This is a genomic window from Halorubrum wangae (assembly GCF_051194135.1).
In the GTDB taxonomy this organism is placed as follows: Archaea; Halobacteriota; Halobacteria; order Halobacteriales; family Haloferacaceae; genus Halorubrum.
The window spans coordinates 481,152-499,657 of sequence record NZ_JBLZNH010000002.1; the positions used below are offsets into that span (position 1 = coordinate 481,152).

The 18,506-nt window shown below is 66.3% G+C and carries 18 protein-coding genes; 6 read left to right on the forward strand and 12 right to left on the reverse strand.

Features of this window, described 5'->3' with window-relative positions; translation table 11 throughout:
- Positions 1–126 precede the first annotated feature (126 nt).
- Positions 127–372: a HalOD1 output domain-containing protein gene (locus ACNS84_RS07655; protein ID WP_435074250.1), complete on the forward strand. Its 246-nt coding sequence runs from the start codon at positions 127–129 to the stop codon at positions 370–372.
- 31 nt (positions 373–403) lie between these two features.
- Here the strand turns inward: ACNS84_RS07655 and wecB are convergent, their stop codons facing one another.
- Together wecB and ACNS84_RS07665 are read right to left on the reverse strand one after the other, a co-directional pair.
- Complete coding sequence (gene wecB, locus ACNS84_RS07660) at positions 404–1,507, reverse strand: non-hydrolyzing UDP-N-acetylglucosamine 2-epimerase (RefSeq protein WP_435074251.1); 1,104 nt, start codon at positions 1,505–1,507, stop codon at positions 404–406.
- On the reverse strand, positions 1,504–2,604 hold the full coding sequence (locus ACNS84_RS07665; RefSeq protein ID WP_435074252.1) for a glycosyltransferase family 2 protein: 1,101 nt from the start codon (positions 2,602–2,604) through the stop codon (positions 1,504–1,506). Before ACNS84_RS07665 ends, wecB begins: the two co-directional genes overlap by 4 nt.
- A gap of 533 nt (positions 2,605–3,137) precedes the next feature.
- Between ACNS84_RS07665 and ACNS84_RS07670 the strand changes: the two genes are divergently transcribed.
- Positions 3,138–3,650 carry a DUF7344 domain-containing protein gene (locus ACNS84_RS07670; RefSeq protein ID WP_435074253.1) on the forward strand — a complete coding sequence of 171 codons (513 nt, stop codon included), beginning with the start codon at positions 3,138–3,140 and terminating at the stop codon, positions 3,648–3,650.
- Positions 3,651–3,664: 14 nt separating this feature from the next.
- Here the strand turns inward: ACNS84_RS07670 and ACNS84_RS07675 are convergent, their stop codons facing one another.
- The 4 genes from ACNS84_RS07675 to ACNS84_RS07690 all read right to left on the reverse strand — a co-directional run bounded on the left by ACNS84_RS07675 (position 3,665) and on the right by ACNS84_RS07690 (position 8,105).
- Positions 3,665–4,201: a DUF7344 domain-containing protein gene (locus ACNS84_RS07675; RefSeq protein ID WP_435074254.1), complete on the reverse strand. Its 537-nt coding sequence runs from the start codon at positions 4,199–4,201 to the stop codon at positions 3,665–3,667.
- Between the two features lie 338 nt (positions 4,202–4,539).
- A complete protein-coding gene (gene glmS / locus ACNS84_RS07680) occupies positions 4,540–6,351 on the reverse strand; it encodes a glutamine--fructose-6-phosphate transaminase (isomerizing) (RefSeq protein ID WP_435074255.1) in 1,812 nt (603 codons plus the stop codon).
- A complete protein-coding gene (locus ACNS84_RS07685) occupies positions 6,351–7,529 on the reverse strand; it encodes a sugar phosphate nucleotidyltransferase (protein ID WP_435074256.1) in 1,179 nt (392 codons plus the stop codon). Before ACNS84_RS07685 ends, glmS begins: the two co-directional genes overlap by 1 nt.
- 312 nt (positions 7,530–7,841) lie before the next feature.
- Entirely contained in the window at positions 7,842–8,105 is a 264-nt protein-coding gene (locus ACNS84_RS07690; RefSeq protein ID WP_435074257.1) for a HalOD1 output domain-containing protein, read from the reverse strand.
- A gap of 574 nt (positions 8,106–8,679) precedes the next feature.
- Between ACNS84_RS07690 and glmU the strand changes: the two genes are divergently transcribed.
- Entirely contained in the window at positions 8,680–9,879 is a 1,200-nt protein-coding gene (glmU, locus tag ACNS84_RS07695) for a bifunctional sugar-1-phosphate nucleotidylyltransferase/acetyltransferase (protein WP_435074258.1), read from the forward strand.
- Between the two features lie 36 nt (positions 9,880–9,915).
- Here the strand turns inward: glmU and ACNS84_RS07700 are convergent, their stop codons facing one another.
- A complete protein-coding gene (locus ACNS84_RS07700; protein ID WP_435074259.1) occupies positions 9,916–10,113 on the reverse strand; it encodes a DUF7563 family protein in 198 nt (65 codons plus the stop codon).
- A gap of 136 nt (positions 10,114–10,249) precedes the next feature.
- Positions 10,250–11,434, reverse strand: a complete 1,185-nt coding sequence (locus tag ACNS84_RS07705; protein ID WP_435074260.1) for an alpha-D-ribose 1-methylphosphonate 5-triphosphate diphosphatase — start codon at positions 11,432–11,434, stop codon at positions 10,250–10,252.
- Positions 11,435–11,728: 294 nt separating this feature from the next.
- On the opposite strand from ACNS84_RS07705, the gene ACNS84_RS07710 reads away from it, so the two are divergent.
- The gene (locus ACNS84_RS07710) at positions 11,729–12,082 is read left to right on the forward strand and encodes a DUF7344 domain-containing protein (protein WP_435074261.1); all 354 of its coding nucleotides are present in this window, start codon (positions 11,729–11,731) and stop codon (positions 12,080–12,082) included.
- A gap of 73 nt (positions 12,083–12,155) precedes the next feature.
- Here ACNS84_RS07710 and ACNS84_RS07715 read toward each other — a convergent pair whose 3' ends face one another.
- The gene (locus ACNS84_RS07715; RefSeq protein WP_435074262.1) at positions 12,156–12,380 is read right to left on the reverse strand and encodes a DUF7511 domain-containing protein; all 225 of its coding nucleotides are present in this window, start codon (positions 12,378–12,380) and stop codon (positions 12,156–12,158) included.
- A gap of 217 nt (positions 12,381–12,597) precedes the next feature.
- Between ACNS84_RS07715 and aglF the strand changes: the two genes are divergently transcribed.
- A complete protein-coding gene (aglF, locus tag ACNS84_RS07720; protein ID WP_435074263.1) occupies positions 12,598–13,365 on the forward strand; it encodes a UTP--glucose-1-phosphate uridylyltransferase AglF in 768 nt (255 codons plus the stop codon).
- A 27-nt stretch (positions 13,366–13,392) separates the two neighbouring features.
- On the opposite strand, the gene ACNS84_RS07725 is transcribed toward aglF, so the two are convergent.
- Entirely contained in the window at positions 13,393–14,403 is a 1,011-nt protein-coding gene (locus ACNS84_RS07725) for a hypothetical protein (RefSeq protein WP_435074264.1), read from the reverse strand.
- Positions 14,404–14,691: 288 nt separating this feature from the next.
- Between ACNS84_RS07725 and ACNS84_RS07730 the strand changes: the two genes are divergently transcribed.
- Positions 14,692–17,211 (forward strand): bacterio-opsin activator domain-containing protein, encoded by a 2,520-nt coding sequence (locus tag ACNS84_RS07730; RefSeq protein WP_435074265.1) that lies wholly within the window; start codon positions 14,692–14,694, stop codon positions 17,209–17,211.
- 103 nt (positions 17,212–17,314) lie between these two features.
- Here the strand turns inward: ACNS84_RS07730 and ACNS84_RS07735 are convergent, their stop codons facing one another.
- Entirely contained in the window at positions 17,315–17,611 is a 297-nt protein-coding gene (locus tag ACNS84_RS07735; RefSeq protein WP_435074716.1) for a PadR family transcriptional regulator, read from the reverse strand.
- Positions 17,612–17,761: 150 nt separating this feature from the next.
- Positions 17,762–18,331 (reverse strand): DUF7344 domain-containing protein, encoded by a 570-nt coding sequence (locus ACNS84_RS07740; RefSeq protein WP_435074266.1) that lies wholly within the window; start codon positions 18,329–18,331, stop codon positions 17,762–17,764.
- Positions 18,332–18,506 lie beyond the last annotated feature (175 nt).

Genomic DNA, 18,506 nt, shown 5'->3' on the forward strand with positions numbered 1-18,506 from the left:
CGCGCGCTCGAGGGCACTGTGACGGTTCTTGGCACGGTACTACGTGAGTAGTGCCGACTCGATTGACATGCCATACACGTCGACACAATCGGGATGCCCCCGGCGGCGTTGCATACAATCAGACAGATGAACTCGGACATTGCCGACACACTCTGCTGGGACATCGTGACGACCGTCGCCGAAGAACGGGACATCGAGCCGGACCGCATCGACGACCGCCTGTACGACGTGATCGACGTCGAATCGCTGGCGCGCCTCGTCGAACAGGCACAGCGCGTCGACACGATGGACCTCTCCGTTTCCTTCCGGATGGCCGGTTGTTTCGTCACCGTAACCGGGGAACGGACCGTCCGTGCCAGCGCCCCGAACTAACGACCGATCGGACACTGTCGACGGCGGCCGCTCACCGAACGACCTCTCCACGCTCTACGCTTACGGGAAGCCCGTCGAGGATCCGCTCCGCCGCGTCGCCGTCTCCGTAGGGGCTCTCCCAGTCCGCGCCCGCCGCAAGCGACTCGGTCACGGCGCGGTTGATACCGTCTGGAGAGCACTGGCCGAGTCGGTTCGCACCGATCTCGGTCGTCTCGGGCCGCTCGGTGTTGTTCCGGAGCGTCACGCACGGAACTCCGAGGATGCACGCTTCCTCCTGCACGTCGCCCGAGTCGGTGAGGACGACCGCCGACGCCCCGAGTAGCTGCACGAACTCGGCGTACTCCTGCGGGTCGATCGCCCGAACTCCGGCGGGAACATCGACGCCGAACCGCTCCATCTGCTCGCGAGCGCGTGGTTGAACCGGATAGACGACCTCCATGCCGTGGGCGTGACCGGCGCGAGCCGCCCCCTCGAGCAGGGACCGGAAGCGGTCCGGGTCGTCGACGTTCGTTCGGCCGTGGACGTCCATGAGGAGGAAGCCGTCTTCGGCGAGACCGAGGTCGTCGAGGACCGCGCCCTCGTCGGACCCGGCCTCGCGGACGCGGTCGAGCGCGTCGACCGCCGTGCTTCCGGTGACGGTTATCCGAAGCTCCGTGATCCCCTCGCGGATGAGGTACCAGCGGTTCTTCTCGGTCGGCGCGAACAGGTAGTCGGCAACGTGATCGGGGACCACTCGGTTCGTCTCCGCCGACGTCCTCCGGTCGAAACTCCTGAGCCCGGCGCCTACGCGAGCGACCTCGGGACGCATCTTGCTGGCGGCTATCGCGCCGGCGAGGGTGCTGTTCGCGTCCCCGTGGACGACGGCGGTGTCGGGGTCAACCTCTACGAGGGCCCGCTCGATCTCGGCCAGCATCATGCCGGTCTGCTCGCCGTGCGAGCCCGTCCCGACGTCCAGGGTGATATCGGGCGCCGGCAGATCGAACTGATCGAACAAGGGGCGCTCGACTCCGCCGAACCGACGCTCGCCCGTGTCGATCACCGCGTGGTCCACCTCGTACCGCTCACATGCCCGGATCACAGGCGCGAGCCTGACCGCCTCGGAGACGGTACCGATCACGAATGCGAGCTCGGTCACTGGCCGTCTACCCCCGTCCCGTCGCCGGCGGTCCCTCCGTCGTGAGCAACGTCGAAACGTCGGTCCACGGGGCCGACGGGGTCGTGCTCGTCCATCGCGGGCGCACCGATGTCTTGGACCAATCCTTCGTTTTCAACGACGTCGAGCCACGTCCCGAACAGCATCAGCAGGAGGCCGAGCGTCGCGACTGAGAGCGACGCCATTCCGCCGACGAACGCGTCGACGCCGGCACTCACCACCGAGTAGCCACCCCCGGCGACCCCGACGACCGTGACGATGGCGCCCAGCGCGTAGCACGCCACGATCGGGTGGAATCGCCGGAGGACGTAGCTCCGGGCGATCCGCGTGAGGAAGTTCCGCGCGATCAGCGCGGAGAGGCGGGGGATAAACGTCGAGTAGCGGATGGTGCTCCGCTCGTCGCCGTACCGCGCCGGGTGCGCGACGTCGGCGACCGGCTCTCGGTTGACGTTCAGCGCGAAGAGGAGGTCGTTGAGGAATCCGTACCCGTCGTACAGTCGGTCGAAATCGACGGCCCGAAGCCCCTCGCTGGAGATCGCCGTGAAGCCGTTCTGCGGATCGGACAGCTCCCAGTAGCCGCTCGAGACGCGCGTCAGCATCGTGAGCAGAATGTTCCCGAACAGCCGCCAGCGGGACATCGTCGCGCAGTCGCGAACGGACCGAAGCCGGTTCCCCTTCGCGTACGTCACCTCCCCGGCGGCGACCGGCTCGATGACGCGCTCGAGGTGCGCGGGGTCCATCTGTCCGTCGCCGTCCATGACGGCGATCACGTCCATGCCGTCCTCCAGCGCACGGGCGTACCCGGTCTTTACCGCCCCGCCGGCGCCGCGGTTTTGTTCGTGTCTGATCGGCACCACGCGGGTTCGAGTCGCCGTTCCGGCGGATCCGTTTTCGATCGCCGCCCGTTCGTTCTGTCGCCTGGCGTACTCGCGGATCTCGGCCCACGTCCCGTCGCTCGACGCGTCGTCGATCGCGTAGATCCGGTCGACGTAGGCGGGCATCGTCTCGATCACTTCTCCGATATGTCCGGCCTCGTTGTACGCGGGGACGACGACGCCGACGGCCTTCCCGTCGTACATCGTCAGCGCTGCCCTCCGACGGGGGCCGAACGTCTCTCGGCTCCGAACCGGCGGCACTGATCCCGTTGAGCCCGTTCGGGTCGGCGCGGGCCGGTCATTTCGGAGACTCCGTGTCGGTCGTCCCGGCTCGAATCCGCACCCGGACGCTCCCGGTGAAACATACCACGTCGACTATTTGACATGGGCTTTGTTATGCACTGCATCACCCAGTGACGCCGTCCGAGCCACCGCCGTCGACGCCGATTTCGGGTTCCCTTCCGCCCCCGTCGCCCGCGAGAGCACGGGCCCACCCGCGGCGTTCTTCGGCCACGCTCGGGTCGTTTCCGGTCCCGTCGTCGCGCGTTACGTCGCCCTGAACGGGGCACGCACCGCCCTGACGGTGGGCACAGGCTCGGTCACCAGCGGCCGTCAGGGAGCGGTTAGCGCCGATATGGAGATGATAACAAACTAATAATAGGTTGATCGGCTATTCACTCATCCAAATCGGCCACAGGAACCGTGCCTGTCGCATCTGACGCGGAGTTCTGAACCCCATGGAGGAAATCACGAAAGACGAGGTGTTCGAGGTGTTGAGTAGCTCACGGCGACGGCTGATCCTGTACAATCTCCACCGGCGCGGTGGTAGGGCGGTGCTGCGGGATCTCGCTCGTGACACGGCGGAAGCCGAAAGTGACGACGAGGTCGACGACGACGTCGTCAAGCGATTTTACATCTCGCTGTACCAGACGCACGTTCCGAAGCTCGAAGAGGTCGGACTGGTCCAGTACGACAGCGACACGAAGACGGTCTCGCTGACAGACCGGATCGAGGACGTCGAGGCGGTCCTGAACCCCGAGTCCGACCCCGAGCGCCCGTGGGCGCTGTACTACGGCGCGCTCGCTGTCGTCGGCAGCGGTCTCGCCGTCGTTCAGCTGTCAGGGATCGCCCCGCCGGTGACGAGTATCGGCTTCGCCGCCGCGGTGCTGTTGCTCGCGATGTACCAGTACTACGAGCGGGAGCTCAAGCGGCGAGAGTACCACTTCCTCGAACAGCTCGTCAACGACTGAGCGCCGGTTCGCGGTCAGCTACCGTGCTGGAGGCCGACGATAGTGAGGAGGCCGATGACGCTGACGAGCGTCCAGGTCGCGGCGGGGACCGCGGAGAGCGGCCCGACACCGAGCGATCCGATGGTTACGACCGCGACGACTCCGGCCGCGACGGTGGGGATCTTCCACGTCCCGATCGACTCCGTCGTCTGCTCGGTGCCCTCACCGTCGAGGTCCATGTACTCTAAGAGCTGGCTGACGGACGCCTGTAGCTCGATGGTTCCGCGGTCCTTGTTGTAGTCGATGACGCCCAGCGAGTCCATCTTCGGGAGGTGGCACTGATACAGCCCGATGTAGACGCGCTTCCGCTGGTCGGAGGAGAGCTGTCGGACGTCGATGTCGTTCTCCTCCGCGGCGATGTGCTCGGCGAGATCGTTCAACTCCGCGTACCCGTCGTTCGCGCGAAGGTACCGGATAACTCTTCGACGGCGACGATTCTTCAGGAGGTCGAATATCTCACCCTTGGTTAACTCCGACCCACCGGCGCGCGACGTCGAGCCGATGCCGTCCAAGTTGGAGATCTCCGTACTATTGGATTCGTCGTCTGACCCGTTCCTCGTATTCATCGATTGACTGCTGGGTGACCCCGTTTTTCCCGCGGACATATCTCATCGTTACATGGCATCAACCCTTAGATATACAGACATTACTGCCCGTTCGACCGGCGGCTGAAGGGTTATGTATGTGTGAGAATGCTCTTCTGGAGCGCCCTGAAAATGCCAAAATTCGCGTCTTGAGGCGCTCAGGCGCCGTTAAGAGATGCTTATTATCATTCGTGATGATTGGTCTTCTCTGACACCGGCTCTGGAGAGAATCGCAGTCGACGCGCCCGGCGGAGGCTCGCGCTCGCTCACTCGACCGTCACGCTCTTCGCGAGGTTGCGCGGCTTGTCTATCGGGCGCGAGAGCTCCTCGGCCGCCATGTACGAGACTAACTGGAGCTGGACGTTCGCCAGGATGCCGGAGACGTCGTGGTGCGTGTCCGGGATCCGTAGCACGTGGTCCGCGTAGTCCTCGATCTGTGCGTTACTGTCGGCGGTCACGGCGACGATGGGCGCGTTCCGCGCACTCACTTCCTTGGCGTTGTGGAGCGTCTTCGTGTCGTTCCGCCCGGTGAAGACGGCGAACACCGGCGTGTTCTCCGTGACGAGTGCGAGGGGGCCGTGTTTGAGTTCGGCGGCCGAGAACCCCTCCGCGTGGTCGTACGTTATTTCCTTGAACTTCAGTGCCCCCTCGAGCGCCACAGGGTGCGCGACGCCCCGGCCGATGAAGAAGTAGGAGTCGGCGTCCCGGTACGTGCTGGCGACGGACTCCGCCGCTGGCTCGTCGAGAATCTGCTGGACGTCGTCCGGCAGCGCCGCGAGCGAGCTGAGCAACTCGCTCGAATCACGGGGGGCCCCTCCGTTCGTGTCGTAGCTCAGCCGTTCGCTGAGCAGGATCAGCGTCGCCACCTGGGACGAGAACGACTTCGTCGCGGCGACACCGATCTCGGGACCCGCCCGGATGTAGACGGTGTGTTCACACTCGCGCGTGATCGTGGACCCGACCACGTTCGTCACGGCGAGCGTGCGGGCGCCCGTCCCCTGCACGCTCCGAATCGCCGAGAGAGTGTCCGCGGTCTCGCCGCTCTGGGTGACGGCGATGACGAGCGTCCCCTCGTCCACCGGCGGCGGATTCGAGCCGTACTCCCCCGACAGGAACGCCTGTGCCGGTATCCCCCGGTCCGCGAGCAGCGTCGTCGCGTACAGCGCCGCGTGATACGAGGTGCCCATGGCGACCAGATGTACCGAATCGATCCCGTCGAACGCGTCCTCCGGGAGTTCCTCGAACTCGACGCGACCCTCGACGGGGTCCATCCGGCCCCGAATGGTCTGTCGGAGCGCGGCCGGCTGCTCGTGGATCTCCTTGAGCATGTAGTGGTCGTACCCTCCCTTTCCGGCGTCGTTCGGGTCCCAGTCCACGCGCTCGAACGGGCGCTCCACCGGCTCCCCGTCCGTGTCGGTGATCGTGTACCCGTCCGGCCGTATCGTGACCACGTCGCCGTCGCGGAGGTAGATCACCTCGTTGGTGTACTCGAGGAACGCCGGCACGTCGCTCGCGAGGTAGTGGGCGTCGTCCGCGCGACCGAGCACGAGCGGCGACCCGCTCCGCGTTCCGAACACGGTGTCGGACCCCTCGAACACCGCCGCGATGGCGTAGCTTCCGGAGAGGCGGTCGATGGTGCGTCTGAACGCCGCCTCCGGACCGTAGCCTGCCGAGAGGAACTCCTCGAGCAGGTGCGGGATGACCTCGGTGTCCGTCTCGCTCGTGAACTCGTGTGCGCTCAATTCGGCTTTCAGCTCGGCGTAGTTGTCGATGATCCCGTTGTGAACCACGGCGACCTGACCGAGACAGTCTGTGTGCGGGTGGGCGTTCGCGTCAGTCGGCGGTCCGTGGGTGGACCACCTCGTGTGACCGATCCCGGTCGATCCGCGAACGGACGACTGATCGATGGCGTCACAGAGGACGTCGATCTCCCCCTCGCGTTTCACCACGTTGATCCCGTCGGGAGTCACGGTGGCGACGCCCGCGGAGTCGTAGCCGCGGTACTCCAGATTGCGGAGCCCGGAGAGGAGTTCCCCGATTGCGGGCCCGGTGCCGACGCGTGCGGTGATGCCGCACATTACGCCACCACCTCCGCGTTCTCGGGAACGTCGCGACGGAGCGAGATACCCGGCGCGACCGTCCCGCGCGGTCCCACCCGACAGCCGGGGGTGATCGTGACGTTGGCGCCGACGGTGGCGCGGTCCGCGACCACGCCGCCGAGCCGTCGGTCCGTGTGCTCGATGCCGTCGATGACGAGCGTCGCCGACCGCCCCGGCGACACCGTCCCGTCGCCGATCGTCGCACCGCCGCCGACGATGGTGTCTCGGAGCAGTGCGTTCGCGCCGATGCGGGCGTCCGGTCCGACGATGGAGCCCTCGAGAACCGCGTTCTCACCGACGATCGTACTGGAGAGGAGACAGGTGCCCCTCTTCACGACGGCGCCGGCCGACACCGTGCAGTCCGGGCCGATCAGCACGTTCTCGCCGATCACGGCGGACTCGTGGACCCGAGCCGACTCCTTCACCCGGTCGCCGGCGTCAGCGAGCGCCGGGTGCGCGTAGAGGATCTGCTCGTTCGTCCGGAGGAGGTCCCACGGGTAGGAGGGGTCGAACCAGACGCCGTTCGGCGTCGCGGCGATCACGGGCCCGTCCAGCTCCCCGATCGCGCCGGTGAGCGGTCGCTCCCCGTCTTCGAACGCGGTCCGCTCGAGCGCGTCGAAGATGGACTCGTCGAACGCGTAGACGCCGGCGTTGACTCGCGCCGACGCGCCCCCGCCGTGCTCGTTGACCCAACTGACGACCCCGTCGCTGACGCCCACGGTGCCGTACTCGCTGGCTCGGTCCGACGCGGCAACGGCGAGACAGGCGGTGGCGTCCGACTCGACGTACCGCTCGGCGGTGACGCGCACCATCGTCTCGTCGATGACGTTGTCCCCGTTCACCACGAGGAACTCTTCGTCCACGTGGTCGACGGCGGCCTGCAGCGCGTGTCCGCTCCCCAGCTGCGTCGACTGCGTAACGTAGGTGAGGTCGACGCCGCGGTAGGTGTTCTCGAACCGGTTCTGGATCCGGTTCCGGCCGTGACCGACGACGAGGACGATGTGCTCGACCCCGCTGTGGACGAGGGCGTCGAGCGGGTACTCCAGTATCGGCCGTCCGGCGACTCGGAGCATCGGCTTCGGCTGGTATCGGGTGAGCGGTCGCACGCGCCGACCCTCACCGGCCGCGAGGACGACCGCCTGGTCGAGGTCGCTCATCGCGTCACCCGCACGGCACGAGCCAGTTCCCGACGACCGACGGGGCGCGCCGTGGCGTTCGTCATCGTCTCTCGGAGGAGGTATCGATCCATGCCCCTCATTGCCGTACGGGTGATCATTGTAATGCGGAACCTTTCTCGACCCGACGAGCGGAACGAAGAGTGCCGAAAACCTGATCGAACCGTTATGTGTCTCCTACCGTGACCGCCATCTTGAGGCCTACTCGGCGACGGGATTGGCGAACCGTTCGGTCGACGGCGCGGGCGCTCGCGGCGAACTGTATCGACGGCAGCAACGAAGAGCCCGGAGCCGTTACCGACGGATGGTCACGAAGTCGTCGCTCACTTGGACAGAGTAGCCACAATAGTCAAAAGAGAGCGCCACGCCGGACCGTCCCACCGCGGGGTCCGAATCGAACAGCGAATCGATCGCCTCGGGGTCGATGACGTCAGCCATGATCGGCAGTTCGCCGGGACTGACCGACTTAGCCTCGGCCACCGCCCGGACGATGGCAACCGTCGTCGACGTGTCAGGCTCAGTCGGCCTTCGCTCTACGATACTCGTGTCACTTGGCATAGGAGTGCCGCATTTATTTGCGTTGGACATCGTGTGCTCTGATTCGTTGAGCAGGGGTTCCCTATCCAATCTATAAACTGTATCGGTTCGCTGTACACGGGCTGAGCGCGTCGAATTGGGAGACGGTTCCGTCGTCGGTGCCCGCTCCACATCGAGTCGGCGCGGCCGCCCGGACCGCCCCCTCCGCGGCGCGCGCATCTGTTTGTACGGTGTTAACCGCTCGCACGCGTAGCGATCCCGTCCTCGAAGCATCACGGTCGTTCAGGTAGTTCGGGCGTACTCCGAATATGCCACGTATAGTAAATACCAACAGCGGTGATGTACCATCTGTACCGTAGCTGAGGTCGACTGTCCCTGACCCCGGACACCCCGAGCCAGTTACGGTACGGGCCCCCCCGCCCCTGTTTCTCGTGGCCTGTCGCGTCGGTAGCGCCCGCCACGTCGTGGTCACCGCCCGCACCGAGGCGAGCCGCAATATCGATCGAGGGATTTCGAGGTATTTGTCCGCGAATACGACCGCATGGCCCGAATAGCAGCCGCATACTAAACTCCCGGTCCGCGGTATCGGTGACCCATGCAAGCAGTCATTCTCGCCGCCGGACGGGGAACGCGGATGGGACCGTTGACGGAAACGATGCCGAAGCCGATGTTGCCGGTGGCCGACGCCCCGCTCGTCGAACACGTCGCCGACGCCGCCGTCGAGGCCGGCGCCGACGAGCTCGTGGTGACCGTCGGCCAGGGCGCCGAGCGGATACGGGCGCACTTCGGTGCGACGTACCGGGGTGTTCCGGTCCAGTTCGCGGTCCAGCGGTCACAGCGGGGCACGGCCGACGCACTGGCGGCGGCGGCCGATCACATTGACGACGCGTTCGCCGTGCTGAACGGTGACTCCCTGTACCGCGGTGCGGACCTCGCGCGACTGTTCGAGTCGACGCCGCAGATCGGCGCGTTCCGCGTGGACGACCCGTCACAATACGGCGTGTTGACGGTCGACGGCGACGTGGTAACGGGCGTTCAAGAGAAGCCGGCCAACCCGGCGACGAATCTCGTCAACGCCGGTGTGTACTCGTTCCCCGCCGAGACGGTCGACCTCCTCGACGTCCCGGAGAGCGAGCGGGGCGAGCGCGAACTCACCGACGTGCTGGAGCGGGTGATGGACCGCGCCGACCTCGGCTACGCGATCTTAGAGGAGTGGATGGACGTCGGGCGCCCGTGGGAACTGCTGGAGGCCAACGAGCGCCGGCTCCCGGGCGACGGCGACCCGCAAGCGCAGGACGGTGACACCGCCGAAGGCGTCCACCCGGACGCGACGATCAGCGGCGATGTCGTCATCGAAGACGGGGCGACGGTCGGGCCCGGCGTCGTCATCGAGGGACCGGTCCTCCTCCGGAGCGGGTGCTCAGTCGGACCGAACGCGTACGTCCGCGGGGCGACGCTGATCGGCGAGGGCGCTCGCGTCGGCCACGCGGTCGAGATCAAAAACAGCGTGCTGATGGCGGACGCCACGGTCGGCCACCTCTCGTACGTCGGCGACAGCGTTCTCGGGCGGTCGGTGAACCTCGGCGCCGGGACGAACGTTGCGAACCTTCGCCACGACGGGGGGTCCGTGCGCGCGACCGTGAAGGGAGATCGGGTCTCGACCGGCCGCCGGAAGTTCGGTGTGGTACTCGGCCCCGGCGTCAAAACTGGGATTCAAACCGGGATCAACGCCGGCGTGACGCTCTCCGCCGGTGCGCGAACGGAGCCCGGTGAGATGATTCGCCGAGATCGGTAAGCCACATTCGCTCACGGCCCGGTCGGCCGCGGACCGCTACGGCGTCCGCAGCGGCTGCCCCTGGCCTTCGTCCGTTCGCCGCGCCGCTTCGCCGCTCGACAGCTGGTTCCGCGGCAGGCAGTCGAGGCAGCCGTGTACGGTGTCGCCGATGCCGAACACGCGCACAAATTGCCGACTCACCGCCGACCCGCATCGACTGCAGCGTCGGTTGACGTCCGTTGCGGTCTCTTTCATACCCGCCGAATTCGATGGTGTCCATATGAGTATACACAGGCTAGCAAGGTCGCTCGACCGCGGCTTCGAATTTGTTTCTTGTTAACGTGACTGAGCAATACGGCGGTTGCCACCCCTTCCTCTCCGGCGTCCCCAGTTAGCGCGTTCGGGACCGGGCGGGGAGTTCGGGGGCCGCCCCGCTGCCGGCGCTCGCTCGGATCACCTCGGACCCCGCGACGAACGCCCGCTCGACTGTCGGAGTCGGCGACGGGTCCACGATGACGAGATCAGCCCTGGCACCGACCTCGATTCGGCCGCGGTCGGGGAGCCCCGCGATGTCGGCCGGGTTGCGCGTGACCCTGTTGACCCGCGTCGACAGCGACTCCCCCGTGTCGACGAACGGCGCCGCGAGCAGCGACGCCGGGTGGTAGTCTGAACAGAGCGCGTCGAGCACGCCCGCCTCAATCGCCTTGCGAGCGCTGAGATTGTCCCAGAGGCTCCCGCCGCGAACGAGGTTCGGGGCTCCCATCACGGTCGCCAGGCCGAGGGCCTTCGCCCGCCGGGCGGCGTCGAGCGTGAGCGGGTACTCGCTGATCGCGGCCCCGTGCGCGGCCATCGTCTCGACGTCGTCACGGCCCTTGTCGTCGTGGGACGCGAGGGGGACACCGACGCGTCGGGCGAGCTCGCCGATTCGATCGATTCGCTGTCCCTGACTCGCGTCGTCCATCCCGCTCCGCTCCTCCGCGGCGGACCGGGCGGCCTCGGCCGGCCAGTTCCGGTCCTCGACGTAGTGCCGCTCGAACGACTCGGCGTCGTACTGGCCGCCGCCCGGCGCGTGGTGCATCACCGACACGAGGTCGACGTCGACCTCTTCGATCAGCGCCGCCACCGCGTCGGCGCTCGCGTCGGCGAGCTCGCACCGCGCGTGGACGCGGTTGTCGCCGAGCGCGCCCGCACCGCGGTCGACCGCTCGCGCGAGCCGGGCGGCGTTCTCGAGGTTCCGGCCGTCTTCGGGCGATTCCTCGAACGCCAGCGCGTGGAACTTCGTCGTGACGCCGTGGAGGACGTTCATGCGGTCGGCCGTGGCGAGGGCGGTCGTCGGGTCCGTCTCCGCGCCGGACCGCGGCGCGAACTGCTCTTCGATGTCGTCACCGTGGAGGTCGACGAGGCCCGGCATGACGACCCGACCGTCGGCGTCGACCACCGTTTCGCTGCGCGTGGAGGGCGGGGCGGCGCGGTCGATCCGGACGATGCGCTCGCCCGCGATGACGACGCGTCCGTCTTCAATGACGCACGACGGAGTCACGACTCGCCCGTTTCTGATCTCGATGAATCGCGTCATCGCGTCCACCACCTTTGAGCCGGTGTCTCTGTCAGCGGACCGTCTCTCCGCTCGATCGCGGGGCACTTCGCGTTCATGATCACACCGATACGCGCAGTAGCGGTATTGTTAAGCAGTTACAACCGACGCTCTCGCTCCGGTTAGCTGCGATATGCGGCGGTTAGTAATCACAGACACTCTCGAGGTATCTGACATGTTCGTTGACCTTTCTCGTCCCGACGTCGTCTCGGACGCCGGCGGACGCCGGCGACGCGGCACCGAAACCGGAGTAGACAGGCGCGGAGGTGAGTCCCGATGAGCGGGCCGGACGACGGTGAGCGCAGTCTGACGACCGACACCTGCCTGATGCTCCTGGCGAACGCTCATCGCAGAGGGGTGCTGCTGTCGCTGTGCGATCGCGGGGCCGAGAACGCCGAACAGATCCCCGTCGAGGAGACGGTTCCCGACTCCCTCTCGACGCGCACGGAGGTGGCACTGACCCATCAGCACCTGCCGAAGCTCGCGCACCACGACGTCATCCGATGGGACCGCGAGAACCAGACCGTCGGGCCGGGGCCGGCGTTCGGGGCGATCGAGCCGTTCGTCTCGAGTCTGGACGCCGTTCGCAAGCGACTCCCGGACGACTGGCAGTCCGGGCTCGACCGCTGACGGGGCGGTCGACTCTGCTATCAGATCGAGCGCTCGGTCCCGCCGTCGCACCGAGTGAAAGCGCCCCGACCGCTCACCGCCACGCGCTCGCGGAGACGTAGCTCCCTTCCTTGGCGGTGATCCACGCAGTGGTGCACTCCCGCTCCGTCGGGTCCGCCGGGTGGAGGGTACACTCGTCGGGCTTGTCGTCGTATCGCACGACCGTCCCCTCGAGCGTCAGGCGCCGACCGGGTGCCTCGTCGTCATGTCGTGTCACCTCTCCACCGGTCCGGCCGTCGTCGTTCGCTTCTCCGCTCATGCATCTCGGTACAGTGACACCCCACATCGTTATTCGGCTCATATCCCCGCCCTCACCGACTTCACGACCGTTTACCGCTCCGGCGCGGCGTCTCCCGCCTCGGCACGCTGCCGCTCGGTCCCTGCGACGTGTGGCTCTGTGGCACCGCCCGATCGCATCGGGCATGCCTCGGGTTAGTCGGTCTATACTCTTGGCCGCTCGATCGGACCGCAATCGTATGCAAGCAGTCGTGCTCGCCGCCGGCAAGGGGACCCGCCTCCGTCCGCTCACCGACGACAAGCCCAAGGTACTCGTCGAGGTCAACGGGACGCCGCTCATCGAGGACGTCTTCGACAACCTGATCGACTCGGGCGCGACCGAGCTCATCGTCGTCGTCGGCTACAAGGCCGAACAGATCATCGACCGGTACGGCGACGAATATCGCGACGTGCCGATCACCTACACACACCAACGCGAACAGCTCGGCTTGGCCCACGCCATCCTCCAAGCGGAGCCCCACGTCGACGGCGATTTCATGTTGATGCTCGGTGATAACGTCTTCCGCGGGAATCTCGGCGATGTGGCCAGTCGCCAGCGAGAAGAGCGCGCCGACGCCGCCTTTCTCGTCGAGGAGGTCCCCTACGAGGAGGCCTCCCGCTACGGTGTCTTAGACACCAACGAGTACGGCGAGATCACCGAAGTCGTAGAGAAACCCGACGACCCGCCCAGTAATTTGGTGATGACCGGCTTCTACACGTTCACGCCCGCCATCTTCCACGCCTGTCACCTCGTCCAACCCTCCGACCGCGGGGAGTACGAACTCCCCGATGCGATCGACCTGCTCATCCAGTCCGGACGCACTATCGACGCGATTCGGTTGGACGGCTGGCGCATCGACGTCGGTTACCCCGAAGACCGAGATCGCGCAGCAGAATGGCTCGACGAGTTGGCGACCGATGCCGACGCCGCGGCGGAGGTCGGCAGCGAGGCCGTCACCGAGGACTGACTCGCGCCGGTCGGGCGCGGCCCGGCGTCACTTGTGGCCCTCGCTCGCGAGATGGTGGTTCATCACCGTCTCGATGCCGTCGACGATGCGCTCCGCGTCGACGCTTTCCACTTCTCTGGTCCGTTTTCTGACCGTTCGATCTCGGAGTTCCCACTCGCGGGTGAACTCGGACTCGATCCCTTGCGACCGGATTCGGTCGGCCAAGCGGTCGAGGTCTCGGGCGTCGGCGTCGACGATCTCCTCGTAGTCGATCACGCCGCGTCGGAGCGCGCAGACGACGACGCCGGAGCTGATGTCGCCCTCGCCGAGTTCGCGCTCCCAGGTGGTGACCCAGTTCCCGATCCGCGCCATCTGCTGGAGGTCACAGAGGATGCTGCGGAGCGCCCCCAACTCCGACCGGTCGAACGACGGCGAATGCATGAGGTCAATGCCGGCGTACGGGAACATCGTCATGTTGTACGCGTCGTGGCGCTCGGTCTCGGCGCGATTGGCTATCGCCGGGTTGTCGTTGACGAGCTCGGAGTACGCCATCGCGTTGCACGTCTGTCGGAGGTCGTACTCGAAGAGGTCGACGAACTCTTCGTACCGCGGCGCGCCCCTGACCGTCGCGTCGATTTCGTCCCACAGATCCGCGAGGTAGTCGAGTACCTCGCGGTCGACCTCGTCCGCTGCAGTGCCCCTGCGCTCGGTGGCGTTGACCTCGAACGGGATCCAGCGACCGACGTTGAACGTCTCCTGGTCGGCGTCGCTTTCCGCGAGGTCGTCGAGCACCGTCACGAACATCGTCAACAGCGTCTTCTGCTCGTACACGGCGTCGCGCTCGCCGCTCGGAACTGACGTTAACGTAAACCTATCAAAGAGATTGTGTATCCATTTCCAGAGGAATCGATCTCTGTCGCCGATGACTCGAGCGTACCGATCCGCGAACAATCGGGCGGTTGGTGGCAGCTTAACACCGTTTACCTGCTTCGTGTACGCCCCGGAATCCGGTCCCCCCCACCCCTCGGTTGCCGTCTGTCCGTACGCCTCGTGTGTCATGCCAGTAAACAACAGCATAATCTAATTAAGGCTTTTGTTCTGGTTTTAGCATTTAAAAATAAGTCTGATATTGTGACAATCACGTAATTTCTGGTAATGTCGTTCTAATGTCTTACTAATGTCTTTCTAACGTCGTTCACCGGGTCCGCTCGAACGCTGCGCGCCCTGCTCTCGGTTCGGTCGCTGCCTTCGCGAGCGCGCTCGGATCTGGTGTCACCCGGAAATAAAAAACACCGAGAACGTGACGAGATATTTATATATATTGGCTGTTTGTGTCGAGACAACCCAATGAGCCAAGGCGAGGACCCCTTCGAGACGTCGACGGATCTGACGGGTCCCACCTATCGCGCGGCGGTCGGACGGTTTCTCGACCAAGCCGATCTCGGCTTCCTGTACGCGGACGGCACGCACGAGGTCGTCGACTCGAACACGACGGCCGACGCGCTGCTCGACGTCGACGGCGGAGTGGTCGGCGCCGACCCGCGTGAGTTCGACCCGGGCTTCGGTCCGGAGCTGGTGGCGGCCATCGAGGCGGCCGTCCGAGACGACCGGATCGCGGAGCGAGAGGCCACCCTCGACGACGGGACGGCGCTCAAGTTCCGGGCGGTTCCGGGGCGCGACGGCGTCGGCGTCCTCGTCTACGACGCCACCCACGACGTGGGGCTGCGCCGCGACCTCCGCCGGTCGAACCGCATTCTCGAAACGCTGGAGGATGGGGTGTACACGCTGGACGAAGCGCTTGTGATCACGTCGGTCAACGAGGCGGTCACGACGATGACCGGCTACGACCGCGAGGAACTCGTCGGGTCGCACGCGTCGATGCTCGCGGGGAGCGACACGCTCGACAAGGCGGAGGAGATCCTCGCCATGCTCCGGGGCGACGGCTCCGACATCGGGATGATCGAGTCGTCGATCACCACGGCAGACGGGGAGTCGCTGCCGATCGAGACCCACTTCTCGCCGGTCGAGTTCGACGACGGCCGCCGCGGACGCGTCGGCATCCTCAGGGACGTGACCTACAGGCGCCGGAACGAGAACGCGCTCCGCGAACTGAGCCGTTCCGCCCGGCGGCTGCTCCGCGCCGACGACGCCGACTCGGTCTTCGAGACGGCGGTCGACGTGATCACCGGCGTCTGGCCCGAGACCACCGTCGTGGCGTACTCGTTCGACCGGACCGAAGCGGTGCTGATCCCGACCGCGGCGTCCGGCGGCGACCACGACGAGTGCGGGCCGGGAAGCGTGGTCTGGGAGGCGTTCACGACCGGAGCGGACGACGCCGAGACGACCGACGACCCGGCACGGATGCCGTCTCGACGGATCGACGGCTCGGCCGAAGGCGGCCCCTCGGACGACTCGGTGGACGATTCGACGGTAACCGCTCCGACCGGACGCGTGATCGAGCGGTCGGTCGGTTCCGAGGGATCCTCCTTTCGCACCCTCTACGCGACGCTCGACGGATACGGGCTGTTACGAATCGACTTCGACTCCGCGGAGCCGGCGGGAAACGTCGAGGAACCGATCGGGCTGTTGGCCGCGAACGCCGTCGCCGCTCTCGACAGCGTCGAGCGCGAGAGCACGCTCTCCCGGAACCGAGAGCGACTGGAGCGACTCCACGGGCTCAACACCGTCCTCAGACGGATCAACGGGGAGCTCGTCGACTCGGAGACGCTCGACCAAGTCGCGACGGCCGTCTGTGACACGCTCATCGAGGCGGACCAGGTCGGGTTCGTCTGGATGGGGGAGACGTACCGCACCGGCGGCGATCCGACGCCGATCGCCTGGGCCGGCGACTCGGAGGGACTCCTCGACCTCCTTCCGGACGGGGAGGTCGCCCCGCCGAGGACCGCGGACGGCGGCCGCCCGGTCGACGCGGCCGGGCTCCCCGGCCTCCGAGCCGTCGAAACGGGCGAACCCGTCCGCGTTTCCGACGTGTCGAACGGGCTCCGGCAGGAGCGCTGGCGGGAGTGCGCCCTCTCGCGCGGCCACCGCTCGGTCGTCGCCGTCCCGCTCTCGTACGACGGCCTGTGTTACGGCGTCCTCTCGGTGTACGCCGACCGCGGCTCGGTGTTCGACGGCGAGTTCGGTGACCTGCTCGTCGAACTCGGCGACAACATCGCGAACGCGATCAACGGTTTGGAGACGAAGCGGTCGCTCCGGACGGAGTCGCTCGTCGAACTCGAAGTCCGGCTCGACGGTACCGACGCGCTCCTCTCCCGGATCGCGTCGGCGTTCGGGGAGCCGCTTCACGTCAACGGGACCGTGCCGCAGGGGGGCGACCGATCGGTGGTCTACTTCACCACCGACGGCGACGGCGCCGACGTGATGGATTCGGTGCCCGCGGTCGAGTCGCTCCGCGAGACGGGCGACGGCGCGACCGACCGCATCGAAGCGACGGTGATCGGCGAGACGGTGGCCGACAAGGTGAGCGCGCACGGGGGCAGCGTTGAACGGCTGGTCGCCAGCGAGACCGACCTCGTCGTCACGATGACCTTCCCGCGGTCCGTCGACGTCCGGCGACTCATGGACTACTTCCGGGAACAGTACGGCGGCGCCGAACTCCGCTCGCGACGGGACCGCTCCGCGGGCGCCCCGCCGGAGGCCCCCGTCGACCTCTCCGACGACCTCACCGAGAGACAGCGAGAAGCGGTCGAGACGGCGTACCTCGGCGGGTACTTCGAATGGCCGCGCGCGAGCACCGGCGAGGAGATCGCGACGGCGATGGACATCACGCAACCGACGTTTAACCGTCACCTTCGGACGGCCGAACGGAAGCTTCTCGACCGCCTCTTCGATGACGCCGAGGAGTGAGCGCACTCGATCGGCCGCTACTACGAGGACGCGAGCGCCGATACTCGCCCCTTGACCCGAAGGCGACTCGACGACGCCCTCCCGCGGCCGAGAGCCGACGGACTCACTCCACGCTCGGCAGATCCACGTACCGATTCTCCCACTCGCGTCGACCGCGGAGGCCCGCAAATCCCTTCTCGGTCAGTTCGTAGAAGTTCGTTCGACGGTCGCTCTCGCCCTTCTCGATATACCCTCTCTCGACGAGCGTGTCGAGATTGGGATAGAGCCGCCCGTGCGTGATCTCGCCCATCGACGACTGCAGCTCTTTTTTTATCTCTTGTCCCGACGGTTTCTCCGCGCCGGAGATCACGTACAGGAGATCGCGCTGGAAACTCGTGAGCTCGAAAAGGGGGTTGGGCATTGACGGCCTTTCGTCGCTCTGTCGTTTTGTTATAAAGACGTAAACAGGGGTCGAAACCGCGCTATCCCGCGATGACGACCCGCTCTCGATATCGAACACACGCCCTCCGTCTCGGTTCTTCCGGTCGGCTCGCCCGCAGGTCTCCCGGCGTCAGCCGCGATACTGCATCCCGGCGAGATACTGCATCCCGGCGATTGCCACGAGCGCGAGGGCGGCCACCGCCGTCCACCCGCTCGGCGGGATGGCTGCAAACGGCCCGACACCGAGCGCCCCTACCATTACGACCGCCGCGACGACGACGGTGGCGACGAACGCGGGGCGGTTCGATGCGTCGGTCGTCCCTCCCCTGTCGGAGAGATCCAGGTACAGCAGCACCTGCGAGGCCGGGTCCCGAAGCGCGATCGTCCCGCGGTCCTTGTCGAAGTCGATGATTCCCATCCTATCCATCCGCGGGAGATGACACTGATAGAGCGCGATCCGAACGCGCTTCCGCTCGTCGGAGGAGATCCGTTGGACGGTGGTGTCGTTCTCCTCCGCGGCGACCCGCTCGGCGACATCGGAGAGCGTCGACGACCCCCCGCGGTCGTCGAGGTGCCGGATAACTGCCCGTCGCCGCTCGTTCTTCAGCACGTCGAACACGTCGTTCTTCGTCACCGTCTGGTCCTCCTCGGCTTCGAGCGGCTCTCCGACTGTCTGGTTATCACCTCCTTTCAGTGACATAATAGAGACATTCGGGCCCATCCTCTTAGTCATTCGGAAACAACTTCTAATTGACATGTAATGCCGAAGGATCGGGCGTTTCAGACCATCGACGTCGGAAATAGCCCCACAGTGACCGGTGCGGTCGTCTCTGTCGAGAGTTAGCGTCTATCACGTACTTAACCGCGTGACGCCT

What these genes read in the sequence shown, in the direction of transcription:
- ACNS84_RS07740 (WP_435074266.1), bottom strand. Translation starts at nt 18,331, where the DNA reads ATGTCACTGAAAGGAGGTGATAACCAGACAGTCGGAGAGCCGCTCGAA.
- ACNS84_RS07725 (WP_435074264.1), bottom strand. Translation starts at nt 14,403, where the DNA reads ATGACACACGAGGCGTACGGACAGACGGCAACCGAGGGGTGGGGGGGA.
- ACNS84_RS07685 (WP_435074256.1), bottom strand. Translation starts at nt 7,529, where the DNA reads ATGAGCGACCTCGACCAGGCGGTCGTCCTCGCGGCCGGTGAGGGTCGG.
- ACNS84_RS07700 (WP_435074259.1), bottom strand. Translation starts at nt 10,113, where the DNA reads ATGAAAGAGACCGCAACGGACGTCAACCGACGCTGCAGTCGATGCGGG.
- ACNS84_RS07735 (WP_435074716.1), bottom strand. Translation starts at nt 17,611, where the DNA reads ATGCCCAACCCCCTTTTCGAGCTCACGAGTTTCCAGCGCGATCTCCTG.
- ACNS84_RS07715 (WP_435074262.1), bottom strand. Translation starts at nt 12,380, where the DNA reads ATGAGCGGAGAAGCGAACGACGACGGCCGGACCGGTGGAGAGGTGACA.
- ACNS84_RS07705 (WP_435074260.1), bottom strand. Translation starts at nt 11,434, where the DNA reads ATGACGCGATTCATCGAGATCAGAAACGGGCGAGTCGTGACTCCGTCG.
- ACNS84_RS07710 (WP_435074261.1), top strand. Translation starts at nt 11,729, where the DNA reads ATGAGCGGGCCGGACGACGGTGAGCGCAGTCTGACGACCGACACCTGC.
- ACNS84_RS07655 (WP_435074250.1), top strand. Translation starts at nt 127, where the DNA reads ATGAACTCGGACATTGCCGACACACTCTGCTGGGACATCGTGACGACC.
- glmU (WP_435074258.1), top strand. Translation starts at nt 8,680, where the DNA reads ATGCAAGCAGTCATTCTCGCCGCCGGACGGGGAACGCGGATGGGACCG.
- ACNS84_RS07730 (WP_435074265.1), top strand. Translation starts at nt 14,692, where the DNA reads ATGAGCCAAGGCGAGGACCCCTTCGAGACGTCGACGGATCTGACGGGT.
- aglF (WP_435074263.1), top strand. Translation starts at nt 12,598, where the DNA reads ATGCAAGCAGTCGTGCTCGCCGCCGGCAAGGGGACCCGCCTCCGTCCG.
- glmS (WP_435074255.1), bottom strand. Translation starts at nt 6,351, where the DNA reads ATGTGCGGCATCACCGCACGCGTCGGCACCGGGCCCGCAATCGGGGAA.
- ACNS84_RS07665 (WP_435074252.1), bottom strand. Translation starts at nt 2,604, where the DNA reads ATGTACGACGGGAAGGCCGTCGGCGTCGTCGTCCCCGCGTACAACGAG.
- ACNS84_RS07690 (WP_435074257.1), bottom strand. Translation starts at nt 8,105, where the DNA reads ATGCCAAGTGACACGAGTATCGTAGAGCGAAGGCCGACTGAGCCTGAC.
- ACNS84_RS07670 (WP_435074253.1), top strand. Translation starts at nt 3,138, where the DNA reads ATGGAGGAAATCACGAAAGACGAGGTGTTCGAGGTGTTGAGTAGCTCA.